Below are 15,410 nucleotides of genomic sequence, written 5' to 3'. Positions count from 1 at the left end.
CATGCGACTCCTCGCCCCCTTGCTGGATGGCTTCGCCGACGCGGGAGCGCTCGGCGATCTTCGTATTTGCGGCCTGAGCCTGGACTCGCGCCAGGTGCGCCCCGGCGAGGCCTTCGTCGCGCTGCACGGCACGCGCACGCACGGCATCGCCTTCGCCGCCGAGGCGGTGGCGCGCGGTGCCGCACTGGTGCTGGCCGAGGCGCCGGCGGTGGCGGGCTTCACCCCTGGCGTGCCGGTGCTGTGGATCGATGACCTGCACGCGCGCCTGGGCGAGATTGCCGCGCGCTTCTACGACCATCCGTCGCGTACGCTGCGCGTGGTCGGCATCACCGGCACCAACGGCAAGACCTCGACCGTGCAGCTGATCACCCAGGCGCTCGCGCGGCTGGGCCACGTAGCCGCGAGCATCGGCACGCTCGGCGCCGGCCTGTATGGCGCACTCGACGAGGGCGAGCGCACCACGCCCGACGCGATCAGTGTGCAGCGGCTGCTGGCGCGCTTCCGCGACCAGGGAGCGACGCACGTGGCGATGGAGGTGTCCTCGCATGCGCTGCAGCAGGGGCGCGTGGGTGGGGTGGCGTTCGAGGTCGCCGCTTTCACCAACCTGACGCGCGACCACCTCGATTACCACGGCACGATGGAAGCCTACGGCGCGGCCAAGGCCAGGCTGTTCGCCTGGCCGGGGCTGAAGGCGGCGGCGATCAACGTTGACGACGCGTTCGGCCGCGTGCTGGCCGACCGCCTGCCGGCCGGCGTACGTGCGCTGCGCACCAGTGTTATGGGCGAAGCGGACGTCAGTGCCGAGGCTATCGTGACCTCCGCCGAAGGCCTGGCCTTCGAGATCACCACGCCGTGGGGTGCGCACGCCATCCGCAGCGCATTGCTCGGCCGCTTCAACGTGGCCAACCTGCTCGCCGTGGTGGCCTGCCTCGGCGCCCTCGGCGAGCCTTTCGCGCGCATCGTCGAGGTGATCCAGACCCTGGCGCCGGTCAATGGCCGCATGAACCGTCTCGGTGGCGATGGTCGTCACCCGCTGGTGGTGGTCGACTACGCGCACACGCCGGATGCGTTGGAGCAGGCGCTCGCCGCCCTGCGCGCGCATTGCGCCGGCCGGCTGATCTGCGTGTTCGGCTGTGGCGGCGAGCGCGACGCGGGCAAGCGCCCGCAGATGGGTGCGATCGCCGAGCGGCTGGCCGACGTGGCGATCGTCACCGACGACAACCCCCGTGGCGAGGACGGCGACACCATCGTGGCGCAGATCTGTGCCGGCATGCAGCGCAGCGCGATGGTGGAGCGCGACCGCGCGGGCGCCATCGGCATGGCGATCGCCCAGGCCGGTGCGGACGATGTCGTGTTGATCGCCGGCAAGGGCCACGAAACCTACCAGGAAGGGGCCGCCGGCAAGCGTCCCTTTGACGATCTCGCGGTCGCCCGCGCGGCTCTTGCGCAACCGGTCAAGGAGAATCACGCATGATGCGCCTGAGCGAAATCGCCATGTGGACCCATGGCCGCCTACTCGGCCCGGACCTGCAGGTGGATGGGGTGGCGATCGACACCCGCCGGCTGCAGGCGGGCGAGCTGTTCGTGGCGATCAAGGGCGAGCGCGTCGACGGGCATGACTACGTGCGCGAGGCCGCCCTGCGGGGTGCCGCCGCCGCACTGGTCACCCGCCGCGTCGACGTCGACCTGCCGCAGGTGCTGGTCAACGATACCCAGGCCGCGCTCGGCGACCTGGCCAGCGCGGTGCGTGCGCAGCGCGACGTGCGCGTGGTCGGCATCACCGGCTCCAACGGCAAGACCACGGTCAAGACGCTTACCGCCTCCATCCTGTCGCGCCATGGCCGCACCCACGTCAATGCCGGCAATTACAACAATGAACTGGGCCTGCCGCTGACCCTGCTGGCGATGCCCGCCGACAGCGAGTACGCAGTGCTCGAAATGGGTGCCGGCAAGCCGGGTGACATCGCCTACCTCGCGGCCATTGCGCGGCCCGATATTGGCCTCGTCAACACCATTGCGCCGGCGCACCTTGAACGGATGGGCAGTCTGGAGGGCGTGGCCGAAACCAAGGGCGCGTTGTACCAGGCGCTGCCGGCCGATGGCGTGGCGATCATCAACGCCGACGACGCTTTCGCCGGGTTCTTCGAAGGCCTGGCTGGCTCGCGCGCGACGCTGCATTTCGGCCTGGACGGCGACGTCGACGTAGGCGCCACGATTCTCGAGCAACGCGTGGACGGTTCGCGTTTCCTGCTGCGCACGCCCGAAGGCGAAGCCGAGGTGGCGCTGCCGCTGGCCGGGCGCCACAACATCGCCAACGCGCTGGCCGCCGCCTCGATCGCGCTGGCGCTGGACGTGCCGCTGGCGACCGTCGTCGCCGGCCTGCTGCACGTGCCGGGCGTGGCCGGGCGCTTGCGCAGCGAAACCATGCCGGGCGGCTGGACGCTGATCGACGACAGCTACAACGCCAACCCCGGTTCCGTCGGCGCGGCGATCGACACGCTGGCGCTGGCCACCGGCGAGCGATGGCTGGTGCTCGGCGACATGGCCGAGCTCGGCCCCGAGGCGCGTTCGCTGCACGAGGGCATCGGCGCGCGCGCGAAGGCCGCCGGCATCGACCGGCTGTTCGCGGTCGGCCCGCTGAGCGCCGGCGCCGCCAAGGCCTTCGGTACAGGCGGCGAACACCACGCCGACAAGGCGGCGCTGGCCGCCTCGCTGGCGCGCCAGTTGCACGCGGGTGTGACCTGCCTGGTCAAGGGCTCGCGCTCGGCCGGCATGGAGCAGGTCGTGTCCTCACTCAAACAACCCCACGCCTCCGGAGGCCCCGTCGATGCTGCTTGAGCTGGCCGACTGGATGGCACGGCATTTCACCGCCCTGCATCTGTTCCAGTACATCACCTTCCGCACGATCATGGCCGCGCTCACGGCGCTGGCGATGTCGCTGCTGTTGGGTCCGGGGCTGATCATGCGGCTGGCCGCGCTCAAGGCCGGGCAGGTGGTGCGCAGCGATGGCCCGCAGACGCACCTGGTCAAGGCCGGCACGCCGACCATGGGCGGCGTGATGATCCTGTTGGCGATCGCCATCGCCACGCTGCTCTGGGCCGACCTGCACAACCGCTACGTGTGGATCGTGCTGGCGGTGCTGATCGCCTTCGGCGTGATCGGCTTCTACGACGACTACAAGAAGCTGGTGCTCAAGGACAGTCGCGGCCTGGCCTCGCGCTGGAAGTATTTCTGGCAGTCGGTGTTCGGCCTGGCGGCGGCGGTGTTTCTCTACAAGACCGCGCAGCTGCCGGCCGAGACCGCGCTGTACGTGCCGCTGTTCAAGCAGGTGGCGCTGCCGCTGGGCGTACTGTTCGTGGTGGTGGCCTACTTCATGGTGGTCGGGTTCTCCAACGCGGTGAACCTCACCGACGGGCTGGACGGTCTGGCGATCATGCCCTCGGTGCTGGTGTCCGGCGCGCTGGGCGTGTTCGCCTACCTCGCCGGCAACAAGGTGTTCTCCGAATACCTGGGCATCCCTTCGATTCCGGGCGCGGGCGAGCTTTCCATCTTCTGCGGCGCGCTGGCGGGTGCGGGCCTGGGCTTCCTCTGGTTCAACACGTATCCGGCGCAGGTGTTCATGGGCGACGTCGGCGCACTGGCCATTGGCGCGGCGCTGGCCTGCGTGGCCGTGATCGTGCGCCAGGAAATCGTGCTGATCGTGATGGGCGGCGTGTTCGTGCTGGAGACCGTCTCGGTGATGCTGCAAGTGGCCAGCTTCAAGCTCACCGGCAAGCGCATCTTCCGCATGGCACCGATCCATCACCACTTCGAGCTCAAGGGTTGGCCCGAACCACGGGTGATCGTGCGCTTCTGGATCATCAGCGTCGTGCTGGTGCTGATCGGCCTTGCCACGTTGAAGGTGCGCTGATGGGCGGGATTCGGCATTCGGGATCGGGGATTCGCCGGAGCGCGGGCAAGCCCGCGGCGGTCCGTCGTGCCTGCTTTTCCGAATCCCGAACCCCGAATGCCGAATCCCCTACCGGAGGCAACCATGCTTGACCTCCTCAGGCAAACCCAGGCCAAGCGCCGGCAGGGGCCCCGGGGTGCTTTCGACCTGCCGCTGCTGGTCGCGCTCGTCGGGCTGGCCAGCATGGGCGTGGTGATGGTGACCTCAAGCTCCATCGCGGTGGCCGACAGCCAGCACATCGGGGCGTTCTACTACCTGAAGAAGCACCTGTTCTACCTGGCGCTGGGCCTGATCCTGGCCGGCATCGCGATGCGCACCGAGCTGAAGCAGGTAGAGAAGTACGCGTTTCCGCTGCTGCTCGCCGGCGGCGTGATGTTGCTGGCGGTGTTCGTGCCGCATCTGGGCATGCGCATCAATGGCGCGCGGCGCTGGCTCAACTTCGTCGTGCTCAGCTTCCAGCCGGTCGAGGCCGTGAAGCTGATTCTGGTCGTCTACGTGGCGAGCTTCCTGGTGCGCCATCGCGAGAGCGTGGAAACGAAATTCTGGGGCCTGCTGCGGCCGATCATCGTGGCTGGCGTGATCGTGCTGCTGCTGCTCGCGCAGCCGGACTTCGGCTCGGCCACGCTGGTGATCGCGGTCACCATCGGCATGGTCTGGCTGGGTGGCGCGCGGCCGCTGTATCTGTTCCTGATGGGGCTGCCACTGATGCCGGCGCTGGTCGTGGCAGCGACCAGCGAGAGCTACCGCATGAAGCGGCTGACCTCGTTCATGGATCCGTGGAAGGACCCGTTCAACGACGGTTTCCAGCTGACCCAGTCGCTTATGGCGATCGGCCGCGGCGAGTGGACCGGCGTGGGCCTCGGTTCGAGCGTGCTGAAGCTTTCCTACCTGCCCGAGGCGCACACCGACTTCATCCTGGCGGTGATCGGCGAGGAACTGGGCCTGGCCGGCGTCGCGCTGGTCATCGGGCTGTTCGCCACCGTGGTCGGACGCGGCCTGTATTTGGGTCTGAAAGGCGTCGAAGTCGGCCAGCGCTTCGCCGGCTACGTGGCCTTCGGCATCTCGCTGATGCTGGGCTTGCAGGCGATGGTGTCGATCGGCGTGAACCTCGGAGCGTTGCCAACCAAGGGCCTGACCCTGCCGCTGATCAGTTCGGGCGGCTCCTCGGTGCTGATGACCTGCGCCATGGCCGGCGTGCTGCTGCGCGCGACCTTCGAGATCAACCGCGCGCTGGACGCCCGCCAGATGGCCACCCGCATGCCCGCCGTGGCGGTGGCCGACGCCAACGCGGCAGTGGCATCGCCGCGCGAGCGCGAGGCGGTGGCGGCATGATTTACGGGATTCGGCATGCGGGATTCGGGATTCGGACGCACGGCGTGCGCCTTGCCGCGACGGCTTGGGCCATGGTGCCTACGCAGAACCATGATCATCAGTCCGCCGAGCGCTCCAGCGAATCCCGAATCCCGAATCCCGAATCCCGGCCTGTCCTCATCATGGCCGGCGGTACCGGTGGTCACATCTTCCCAGGCCTGGCCGTGGCCGACGTGCTGCGCGCGCAGGGCATCCCGGTGGCCTGGCTGGGCGCGGCCGGCGGCATGGAAACGCGCGTGGTGCCAGCGCACGGCCTCGAGCTGCATACCGTCGCGGTCGGTGGCCTGCGCGGCAAGGGGCTGAAGACGCGCCTGCTGGCGCCGCTGATGCTGGCGCGCGCACTGCTCGCGTCGCTCCGTGTGCTGCGCCGCGTGCGCCCGCGCAGCGTGCTGTCGATGGGTGGCTACGTGGCCGGACCTGGCGGCGTGGCCGCGCGGCTGACCGGCACGCCGCTGCTGGTGCACGAGCAGAACCGCGTGGCCGGCTACACCAACCGCAAGCTGGCCGGTTTTGCCAGGCGGGTGCTCGCCGGCTTCGCCGATGCGCTGCCGAACGGCGAGTGGGTGGGCAATCCGGTGCGTGCCAGCATTGCGGCGCTGCCGCCGCCGCGCGAGCGCTTCGCGGCGCGTGCCGGTCGCCCGCAGTTGCTGGTGCTCGGCGGCAGCCTGGGCGCGCGCGCACTCAACCTCGCGTTGCCGCAGGCGCTGGCGTTGATTCCTGCCGGCCAGCGCCCGGTCATACGCCACCAGTGCGGCAGCCGTGGCCTGGACGAGGCCCGTGCCGCCTACGCGAGCGCGGGCGTCGAGGCTGACGTGGTGCCTTTCATCGAGGACATGGCCGCCGCCTACGGCTGGGCCGACCTCGCCGTGTGCCGTGCCGGCGCGCTGACCATCGCCGAGCTCACCGCGGCGGGCCTGGGCGCCGTGCTGGTGCCTTTCCCGCACGCGGTCGACGACCACCAGACCGGCAACGCGCAGGCGTTGGTGGAAGCCGGCGCCGCCGAACTTATCCAGGAACGTGATTTGGACGTACAGCAACTGGCGCAGCGTCTTTCCGAACTGCTCGCTGACCGCCGCCAACTGACCGCGATGGCACAGGCCGCACGCGCACAGGCCAAGCCCGACGCGGCGGCAACCATTGCCGCTGCCTGCCTGGAGGTGGCCGCATGACGCCGCGCCGCCTGCTGGCCCACGAAGACCTGATGACGACCTTCCGCCGCGTGCATTTCATCGGCATCGGTGGCGTGGGCATGAGCGGTATCGCCGAGGTGCTGCACAACCTGGGCTACGCCGTCTCCGGCTCGGACAAGGCCAACTCGTCGACCGCGCAACGGCTGGCGGCGCTGGGCATCGTCGTGCAGCTGGGCCACGAGGCCGCGCACGTCGCCGACGCCGACGTGGTGGTGACCTCCAGCGCGATCCGGCAGGACAACCCGGAACTGGTCGCCGCCCGTGCCGCACGCATCCCGGTGATCCCGCGCGCGGAGATGCTCGGCGAGCTGATGCGCTTCCGCCGCGGCGTCGCGATCGCCGGCACGCACGGCAAGACCACCACCACCAGCCTGGTCGCCAGCGTACTGGCCGAGGCCAATTACGACCCCACGTTCGTGATCGGCGGCCAGCTCAACGCGGCCGGTGCCAATGCGCGCCTGGGCACCGGCCAGTACCTGGTGGCGGAAGCGGACGAGTCCGATGGCTCGTTCCTGCTGCTCTCGCCGGTCATCGCCGCGGTCACCAACATCGACGCCGATCACCTGGAGAACTACGGCGGCGATTTTGCCCAGGTGAAGAAGGCCTTCGCCGACTTTCTGCATCGCCTGCCGTTCTACGGCCTGGCCGTACTGTGCGTGGACGACGAGGAAGTGGCCAAGCTGGCCAGGGACACCACGCGCCGCGTGATGACCTACGGCATCAGCGCCACCGACGCCGACGTGCGCGCGACCCACGTGCGGCAGAGCGGCTTCCAGATGCTGTTCGACCTGCAGCTGCCCGGCCGCGCCGAGCCGTTGCCGGTCACGTTGAACTTGCCGGGCCGGCACAACGTGCTCAACGCCCTGGCCGCCGCCACGATCGGCTGGCAGCTGGGTGTCGAAGCCGAGGCGATCGCCCGCGCGCTGGAGAACTTCCAGGGTGTCGGCCGGCGTTTCCATCGTCGCGGCGAGCTCGCGCTGGAGCACGGCAGCGTGCTGCTGGTCGACGATTACGGCCACCATCCGCGCGAGCTGGCGGCCGTCTTCGCCGCCGCCCGCGGCGGCTGGCCGGAGCGGCGCCTGGTGGTCGGCTTCCAGCCGCATCGCTATAGCCGCACGCGCGACCTGCTGGACGACTTCGCCAACGTGCTCGCCGAAGCCGACGTGCTGGTGCTCACCGAGGTCTATCCGGCCGGCGAGGCGCCCATCGCAGGCGCCGACGGTCGCGCGCTGGCCCGCGCCGTGCGTGCGCGCGGCAAGGTCGACCCGGTGCTCGTCGAGCACCCGCGCGACTTCAAGGACACCCTGCCGACGCTGCTGCGCGACGGCGACCTCCTGCTGCTGCTCGGCGCTGGCGATATCGGCGCGGCCGCGGTGGAACTCGCGCAGGCCGGACAACTGAGGACAGCCAAGTGAACGCCCAATCGCAGACCACCTCCGCCCGGATCACCGACCCCGCCCAGTTCGGCCGCGTCGCCGTGGTGATGGGCGGCAGCTCCGCCGAGCGCGAGGTGTCGCTCGACTCCGGCCGCAATGTGCTTGCCGCGCTCAAGAGTCGTGGCGTCGATGCGCACGCGATCGATGGCATCCCCGCGCTGCTGGACGCGCTGCGCGCCGGCCACTTCGCGCGCGTGTTCAACATCCTGCATGGCCAGCACGGCGGCGGCGAGGACGGCGTGCTGCAGGGTGCGCTGGAATCGCTCCATGTGCCCTACACCGGCTCCGGCGTTCTCGGTTCGGCGCTGTCGATGGACAAGGTGCGCTCCAAGCGCGTGTGGCAGTCGCTCGGCCTGCCCACGCCAGCTTTCGTCGCGCTGCCGCGCGGAGCCGACGCCGCGGCCGTGCAGGCGGCGGCAAAGCAGGTCGGCTTCCCTCTGATCGTCAAGCCGGCCTGCGAGGGCTCCAGCGTGGGCGTGACGCGCGTGTTCGAGGAAAGCCAGCTGGACAGCGCGGTCGAGCTGGCCGCCCGCTACCCGGGCGACCTGCTGATGGAAACCCTGATCGAGGGCGACGAGATGACCGTCGCCATCCTCGGCGGCCAGGTGCTGCCCTCGATCCACATCGTGCCCAAGGGCGCGTTCTACGACTACAACGCCAAGTACGTCGCCGAGGACACCCAGTACCTCTGCCCGGGGCTGGAAGGGACAGCCGAGGACGAACTGCGCACGCTGGCGCTCAAGGCCTTCGATGCGCTCGGCTGCCACGGCTGGGGCCGCGTGGACGTGATGCGCGACCGCCAGGGCCGCAACTTCCTGCTCGAAGTGAACACCGCGCCGGGCATGACTTCGCACTCGCTGGTGCCCAAGGCGGCCAGAGCCGCTGGCATCGGCTACGAAGAGGTGTGCTGGCGCGTGCTGGAAACCAGCCTCGGGCGCGGCTCTTCCGATGCCCGATGCCCGATACCCGATGCCCACGGCTCCGAAGGAGACGCTTCGTGAGGGGAGCGATCCGCCTCGTCGCCTGGTGCCTGGCCATCGCGCTGGTCGCGTTGCCGGTGGTCGGCGTGTTGCGCGGATGGTTCGCCGCCGACCGCTGGCCGGTGACGCAGCTGACCGTGCAGGCCGAGTTCAAACACGTCAACGCCGAAGAGATCCGCGCGGCCGTGCTGCCGCGCCTGGGCCACGGCTTCTTCGCGCTGGACCTGGACTCGGTGCAGCAGGCGGTCGCGGCGTTGCCGTGGGTCGAGTCGGTCGAGGCACGCAAGCGCTGGCCGGATACGCTGATCCTGCGCATCTACGAGCGCCAGCCGTTCGCGCGCTGGAACGAGACCCGGTTGATCAGCCGCCAGGGCGTGCTGTTCGACGGCGGCAAGATCGCGCCGGCAACACCGCTTCCCGACCTGCGCGGACCGGACGCGCAGATGCCCGAGGTGGTGGCGTTCTACGCCGATGCGCTCAAGGCGGTCGCCCGTACGCCTCTGAAAGTGTCCGGCGTGGCGCTGTCCGAGCGCGGCAGCTGGAGCCTGACCACCGATGCGGGCGCGCAGATCGTGCTGGGCGACCGCGCCCAGGCCGGCAAGCGCCTGCGCCGCTTCCTCGACGTCTACCCGCAGGTGATGGCCGGCCACCCGACCGCCTTTGCCTACGCCGACCTTCGCTACACCAACGGATTCGCCGTGCGCTGGCCCGACGCCGCCGCACCTGCCGCGGGGGCGCCCCGCACATGAGCCTGACCCTATGAAGACGCGCAACGACAAGCAGCTGGTCGTCGGCCTGGACATCGGCACCCACAAGGTGACCGCGATCGTGGGCGAGTACGAGCCGGGCGAGCCGATCGAGGTGATCGGCATCGGCTCGCACGTCTCCCGCGGGATGAAGCGCGGGTCGGTGGTCGACATCGAATCCACCGTGCACTCGATCCAGCGCGCGGTCGAAGAGGCCGAGCTGATGGCTGGCTGCGACATCCGCTCGGTGTTCGCCTCCATCTCGGGCAGTCACCTGGAAACCAAGAACTCGCACGGCACCGCCGCGATCCGCGACCGCGAGGTCACCCCGGGCGACCTGGAGCAGGTGCTTGAGGCGGCCAGCGCGGTGGCGATCCCGGCCGACCGCAAGGTTCTATATAAGGAGTCGCAGGAATACCGCATCGACGGCCAGGACGGCATCCGCTCGCCGGTCGGCATGAGCGGCGTGCGCCTGGAAGCCTCCGTACACCTGGTCACCGGCGCGGCCGCGGCGGTGCAGAACATCTCCAAGTGCATCCAGCGCTGCGGCCTGTCCGTGGATGAGCTGGTGCCCTCGGCGGTGGCCAGCGCCAAATCGGTGCTGACCGACGACGAGCGCGAGCTGGGCGTGTGCCTGGTCGACATCGGTGCCGGCACCACCGACATCGCCATCTATACGCAGGGCTCGATCCGCTACACCAAGTCGCTGCCGGTCGGCGGCGACCAGGTCACCAACGACATCGCCTACGGCGTGCACACGCCAACCGCGCATGCCGAGGAGATCAAGATCAAGTACGCCTGCGCGCTGGCGCAGCTGGCCCATGCCGAGGAAACCATCCAGGTGCCCAGCGTGGGCGACCGGCCGCCGCGCCGGCTCGCGCGCCAGTCGCTCGCGCAGAGCGTGCAGGCGCGCTACGAGGAGATCTTCGAGATGGTGCAGGACGAGCTGCGCCGTTCCGGCTACGACAGCCTGGTCGCCGCGGGCGTGGTGCTGACCGGCGGCGCCTCCCGCATGGAAGGCGCGCTCGAGCTGGCCGAGGAGATCTTCCACAAGATGGTGCGCATCGGCGTGCCGCAGCACGTCACCGGCCTGGGCGAGGTCGTCGCCAATCCGCTGCATTCCACCGGCGTGGGCCTGCTGCTGCACGGCGCGCGCGCCGGCGGCGTGCGCGTGAGCCATCCGGTGGGCGGCAGCGTCGGCGGGCTGGTCGACAAGGTGCGTGGCTGGATCACCAAGAACTTCTGACGGAGAGGGCTGCGCTCTCTCCGGGAGTGGATTTTTCGGCTGGCGCGGAGCGCCACCGCGGGCGAAAGGAGGTTTCGCCCACCACCGCAGGCCGGTAGGACGCCGGACCCGCGGTTACAACGACAACGAAGCTCTACGGAGGACGGGAAATGTTTGAACTGATCGAAAAACTGGCACCCAACGCGGTCATCAAGGTCATCGGCGTGGGCGGCGGCGGCGGCAACGCCGTGGCGCACATGCTCAATGCCAACATCGAAGGCGTCGAGTTCGTCGTCGCCAACACCGACGCGCAGGCGATGAAGAACTGCGGCTCGCGCACCCACCTGCAGCTCGGCGCCAACGTCACCAAGGGCCTGGGCGCGGGCGCCAACCCCGAAGTCGGCCGCCAGGCCGCCCTGGAAGACCGCGAGCGCATCGAGGAAATGCTCGACGGCGCCGACATGGTGTTCATCACCGCCGGCATGGGCGGCGGCACCGGCACCGGCGCGGCCCCGGTCGTGGCGCAGCTGGCCAAGGAGAAGGGCATCCTCACCGTGGCGGTGGTCACCAAGCCGTTCCCGTTCGAGGGCCGCCGCCGCATGCAGGTGGCGATGAAGGGTATCGAGGACCTGTCCCAGCACGTCGACTCGCTGATCACCGTGCCGAACGAGAAGCTGCTCTCCGTGCTCGGCCGCGAGGTCACGCTGCTCAATGCGTTCAAGGCCGCCAACGACGTGCTGCAGGGTGCGGTGCAGGGCATCGCCGATCTGATCACGGCGCCGGGCCTGATCAACGTCGACTTTGCCGACGTGCGCACGGTCATGTCCGAGATGGGCATGGCGATGATGGGTTCGGGCACGGCCCGCGGCGACGACCGCGCGCAAGCCGCGGCCGAGGCGGCGATCAACAACCCGCTGCTGGAGGACGTCAACCTGAACGGCGCCTGCGGCATCCTGGTCAACGTCACCGCCGGTCCGAACCTGACCATGCGCGAGTTCGACGAGATCGGGCGCGTCATCCACGACTTCGCCAGCGAAGACGCCACCGTGGTGATCGGCACCTCGCTCGACCCGGAGATGCAGGACGACGTGCGCGTGACCGTGGTCGCCACGGGCCTGAATCGTGCGGCCGCCACCCGCCAGGCCCCGCGTGCCGTGGCTACCCAGCAGGTGGAAATGCGCCAGCGTCCCCGTCCCGTGGTGCTGCGGACCGGCACCGGCAACGAGGTGGTGGACTACGCCGCCCCGGAGACGGTCGCTTCGCACACCCGCGCCGAGCCGCCGGCCAAGGGCGCCGATCCCAGCCTGGACTACCTTGATATCCCGGCGTTCTTGCGCCGCCAGGCCGACTGAACGGCACGCACCGGAGGCCCTTGCGAAAATTGAACAAAACACCAGATCGGCAGGTCAGTGCATGACGTGGCCCGGCAGGCGTCTAGCGCCTGTGTGGTTTTCGTGACCGTCGCTCCGGTGATTTTGAGGTGAAGACGGCGCGCCGAGGACCGGCGCGCGCACTGGCCGGCAGGGAGTCGCCGGCCTGTCCGCTCCCTTGCGCCGGATACCCGTCCTCCCGGCGCAAGGGGCGTGTCGCGGTAACTGGTTGAGGCGGCGGGGATTTGCCGGACTTGGTGACCGGCATCACACATGAAGGAATGCTAAAGAGGCGACCAGACTGTACGGTACGGTTTGCTATTGCCACAGGTTAAGACTGTGTTAGCATCCGACCCCTGATTGGCTGCTGCCCACACTGGTACCTATAAAAATGATCAAGCAGCGTACGCTCAAGAACATCATCCGTGCGACCGGCGTCGGCCTGCACACCGGCGACAAGGTCTACATGACCTTGCGCCCCGCCGCGCCGAACACGGGTATCGTGTTCCGCCGTACGGACCTCAATCCGCCGGTCGACATCCATGCGCGCCCCGATTGCGTGGGCGACACCCGCCTGTCCACCACCCTGGTCAAGGACGACGTGCGCGTTTCCACCGTCGAGCATCTGCTCTCGGCCATGGCTGGACTGGGCATCGACAACGCGATCGTGGAGCTGTCCGCGCCGGAAGTGCCGATCATGGACGGCAGCGCCGGTCCTTTCGTGTTCCTGCTGCAGTCGGCCGGCATCGAGGAGCAAAGCGTCGCCAAGCGCTTCATCCGCATCAAGAAGCCGATCAAGGTGCAGGAAGGCGACAAGTGGGCCACCTTCGAGCCGTTCGAGGGTTTCAAGGTGGGTTTCTCGATCGAGTTCAACCATCCGATCATCTCCAAGCGCACCTCGCGCGCCGAGATCGACTTCTCCACGACCTCCTTCGTCAAGGAAGTCAGCCGCGCCCGCACGTTCGGCTTCATGCGCGACATCGAGATGTTGCGCGAGCACAACCTGGCGCTGGGCGGCTCGATGGACAACGCCGTGGTGCTGGATGACTACCGCGTGCTCAACGAGGACGGCCTCCGCTACGAGGACGAATTCGTCAAGCACAAGATCCTGGACGCCATCGGCGACCTGTACCTGCTCGGCCACAGCCTGATCGGTGCCTACCACGCGCACAAGTCCGGTCACGAGCTCAATAACAAACTGCTGCGCACCCTGATCGCCGACCCCACCGCGTGGGAAGAGGTGGTCTACAAGGACGACCCGGCGGTTTCGCCGATCTCCTACGCGCACCCGGCCCAGGCGATCTGAACAGGTCCGTCTGATCGGCCACTGCCTGCCCCGAAGGCCGCCTGAGCAAGAGGCGGCCTTCGTCGTTTCTGTGACGCAGGCCATCGGCAATACACGTCGCGATTCACGCTACGGCGACATGCCGGGGTGTACCTGCCCTCCCACCGTGCTATAAAACCTCTGCCGCCCCTGGGGTGGCAAGGGGGAAATCGGTGCCCGACGGGCACTTCGCAAAGGCACGGCGCCCCGCGCCACGTTAGTCCTTGGCGACCGGGAATTCAGCAGTTTCGGCGATGGACGCCAACTCGAGGAACAGTCCCTTCAGTTCAGGGTCTGTGATTGACGCTGCGGCAGCTTTGAGATGAACGGCTGCAGCAGGCGAAAGCGGTTTTGACCGATCCGGTTCCGTTGCGGCCGGGCGGGGGGGAGCCACTTTCACGGTGACCGAACTGGCGCTCGTGCCGATGGCGCGGGCGGTGGCGAGTATCTGCCCCTGCATCAGGCGCAGGCGCGCTGCCCAGGCCGGTGAGGACGCCAGGAAGACGAGGCGGCCGTTGCGCAGGTGGGCAAATCGCACCTGCTCGCGCAAGGGCGTCGGCAACGTCTGGCGCAGGGCACGATCCAACGCATCCAGCTCACCGGCCTTCCGGGCCAGCGAGGCGAACGAACCGCATTCGGCCAGCGGCTTGGGGCCACGGTCGGGGCGGCGGGAGGCGGGGGGATCGGCGCGCTGCATGGTGCCGTCATCTGAAGTGAAAAAAGCAATGCAGATCATACTCGTATCCCGCTCCCGGAAAGTGCCCAAGACCTTCGATCTCGCCCAGCGGCGGTTGCGCTGGCGGCTGGCGGGCCTGGCGATGGCGGCGGTGGTCGGGTGCGGGGTCCTGGGTGCTGCAGTCGCGCTGACCGTGTCCAGTCCGCGCGACCGCGCGCTGGCCGAGATCCGCCAGTTGAAGCAGCAGATCCATGAGCAGGACACACAGCTGGCGGGGGTGCGCAAGGACTCCCAGCGCGAACTCGACGCGCTGGCGATCAAGCTGGGCCAGCTCGAAGCGCAGTCCACTCGCCTCAACGCCCTGGGCGAACGTCTGACCGAGGTCGGCAAGCTCGACCCGAACGAATTCAACTTCGACCAGCCGCCCGCGATGGGTGGCCTGGAAGATACCGCTGGCAGCGCCTACGCGCTGCCACCGACGCTGGACAAGGGCATCGATCAGCTGGCCGGGCAGTTCGACGTGCAGCAGGCGCAACTGTCCGCGCTGCAGAGCCTGCTGCTGGATGCCAAGATCGATTCCAACCTCAAGCCCACCGGCATGCCTGCTTCGGGCTACATCTCCTCCTATTTCGGCGTGCGCCCGGACCCGTTCGACGGTCACAGCGCGCGCCATACCGGCCTGGACATTGCCGTGCCGTTTGGCGCGCCCGTCCACGCCGTGGCCGAAGGCATGGTCACCTTCACCGGCGTGCGCAGCGGCTACGGCAACGTGGTCGAGATCGACCATGGCAACGGCTACATGACCCGCTACGCCCATAACAGCAAGTTGCTGGTGCATCCGGGACAGCGTGTGCACGTGGGCGAGGTGGTCTCGCGCGCCGGATCCACCGGCCGCTCGACCGGCCCGCACGTGCACTTCGAGGTCTGGTACAAGGGCCGTGTGGTCAATCCGCTGGCCTACGTGAAGAGCCACCGCTGATCTCTGCACCCGATCGCACCTTGTAGGAGCCCGCTTGCGGGCGATGCTCTGCTGCGGCCGCCGGCCCGGAGCCTCGCCCGCAAACGGGCTCAGGCATGCTCTTGCGCTTGCTGCCGACCCCTCTTGAATCTCCCGCCTTCCGCCGCCATCCCGGCCCACTGGGG

At 68.9% G+C, this 15,410-nt stretch carries 13 protein-coding genes; 12 read left to right on the top strand and 1 reads right to left on the bottom strand.

The annotated features are described in order from the left end of the window. Window position 1: 1 nt before the first annotated feature. From J7I44_RS05575 to lpxC, 11 genes are all read left to right on the top strand, one after another. Window positions 2-1,474, top strand: coding sequence for a UDP-N-acetylmuramoyl-L-alanyl-D-glutamate--2,6-diaminopimelate ligase (locus J7I44_RS05575; RefSeq protein WP_209617121.1), 1,473 nt, complete (start codon window positions 2-4; stop codon window positions 1,472-1,474). Then, window positions 1,471-2,838, top strand: coding sequence for a UDP-N-acetylmuramoyl-tripeptide--D-alanyl-D-alanine ligase (locus J7I44_RS05570; RefSeq protein ID WP_209617118.1), 1,368 nt, complete (start codon window positions 1,471-1,473; stop codon window positions 2,836-2,838). Before J7I44_RS05575 ends, J7I44_RS05570 begins: the two co-directional genes overlap by 4 nt. Next, a complete protein-coding gene (mraY, locus tag J7I44_RS05565; RefSeq protein WP_209617115.1) occupies window positions 2,828-3,910 on the top strand; it encodes a phospho-N-acetylmuramoyl-pentapeptide-transferase in 1,083 nt (360 codons plus the stop codon). Before J7I44_RS05570 ends, mraY begins: the two co-directional genes overlap by 11 nt. A 123-nt stretch (window positions 3,911-4,033) precedes the next feature. Further along, window positions 4,034-5,281 (top strand): putative lipid II flippase FtsW, encoded by a 1,248-nt coding sequence (gene ftsW / locus J7I44_RS05560; RefSeq protein WP_209617112.1) that lies wholly within the window; start codon window positions 4,034-4,036, stop codon window positions 5,279-5,281. Between the two features lie 161 nt (window positions 5,282-5,442). Next, complete coding sequence (gene murG, locus J7I44_RS05555; RefSeq protein WP_209617109.1) at window positions 5,443-6,489, top strand: undecaprenyldiphospho-muramoylpentapeptide beta-N-acetylglucosaminyltransferase; 1,047 nt, start codon at window positions 5,443-5,445, stop codon at window positions 6,487-6,489. Beyond that, entirely contained in the window at window positions 6,486-7,925 is a 1,440-nt protein-coding gene (gene murC, locus J7I44_RS05550; RefSeq protein ID WP_245187959.1) for a UDP-N-acetylmuramate--L-alanine ligase, read from the top strand. Before murG ends, murC begins: the two co-directional genes overlap by 4 nt. After that, window positions 7,922-8,947 carry a D-alanine--D-alanine ligase gene (locus tag J7I44_RS05545; RefSeq protein WP_342451872.1) on the top strand — a complete coding sequence of 342 codons (1,026 nt, stop codon included), beginning with the start codon at window positions 7,922-7,924 and terminating at the stop codon, window positions 8,945-8,947. The genes murC and J7I44_RS05545 overlap by 4 nt, the downstream gene beginning before the upstream one ends. Then, window positions 8,944-9,675 (top strand): cell division protein FtsQ/DivIB, encoded by a 732-nt coding sequence (locus J7I44_RS05540; protein ID WP_209617105.1) that lies wholly within the window; start codon window positions 8,944-8,946, stop codon window positions 9,673-9,675. The genes J7I44_RS05545 and J7I44_RS05540 overlap by 4 nt, the downstream gene beginning before the upstream one ends. Before the next feature lie 10 nt (window positions 9,676-9,685). After that, a complete protein-coding gene (gene ftsA, locus J7I44_RS05535; RefSeq protein ID WP_209617102.1) occupies window positions 9,686-10,918 on the top strand; it encodes a cell division protein FtsA in 1,233 nt (410 codons plus the stop codon). A 149-nt stretch (window positions 10,919-11,067) separates the two neighbouring features. Further along, entirely contained in the window at window positions 11,068-12,249 is a 1,182-nt protein-coding gene (ftsZ, locus tag J7I44_RS05530; RefSeq protein ID WP_209617098.1) for a cell division protein FtsZ, read from the top strand. A 409-nt stretch (window positions 12,250-12,658) separates the two neighbouring features. After that, entirely contained in the window at window positions 12,659-13,573 is a 915-nt protein-coding gene (gene lpxC / locus J7I44_RS05525) for a UDP-3-O-acyl-N-acetylglucosamine deacetylase (protein ID WP_209617082.1), read from the top strand. A 235-nt stretch (window positions 13,574-13,808) separates the two neighbouring features. Here the strand turns inward: lpxC and J7I44_RS05520 are convergent, their stop codons facing one another. After that, complete coding sequence (locus J7I44_RS05520; protein ID WP_245187973.1) at window positions 13,809-14,288, bottom strand: DciA family protein; 480 nt, start codon at window positions 14,286-14,288, stop codon at window positions 13,809-13,811. Window positions 14,289-14,316: 28 nt separating this feature from the next. Between J7I44_RS05520 and J7I44_RS05515 the strand changes: the two genes are divergently transcribed. Continuing rightward, complete coding sequence (locus J7I44_RS05515; RefSeq protein WP_209617077.1) at window positions 14,317-15,246, top strand: peptidoglycan DD-metalloendopeptidase family protein; 930 nt, start codon at window positions 14,317-14,319, stop codon at window positions 15,244-15,246. Window positions 15,247-15,410: the final 164 nt, after the last annotated feature.

Source organism: Frateuria flava (genome assembly GCF_017837635.1).
GTDB classification, from domain to species: Bacteria; Pseudomonadota; Gammaproteobacteria; order Xanthomonadales; family Rhodanobacteraceae; genus Frateuria_A; species Frateuria_A flava.
This window is presented reverse-complemented; position numbering and strand designations above follow the sequence as displayed.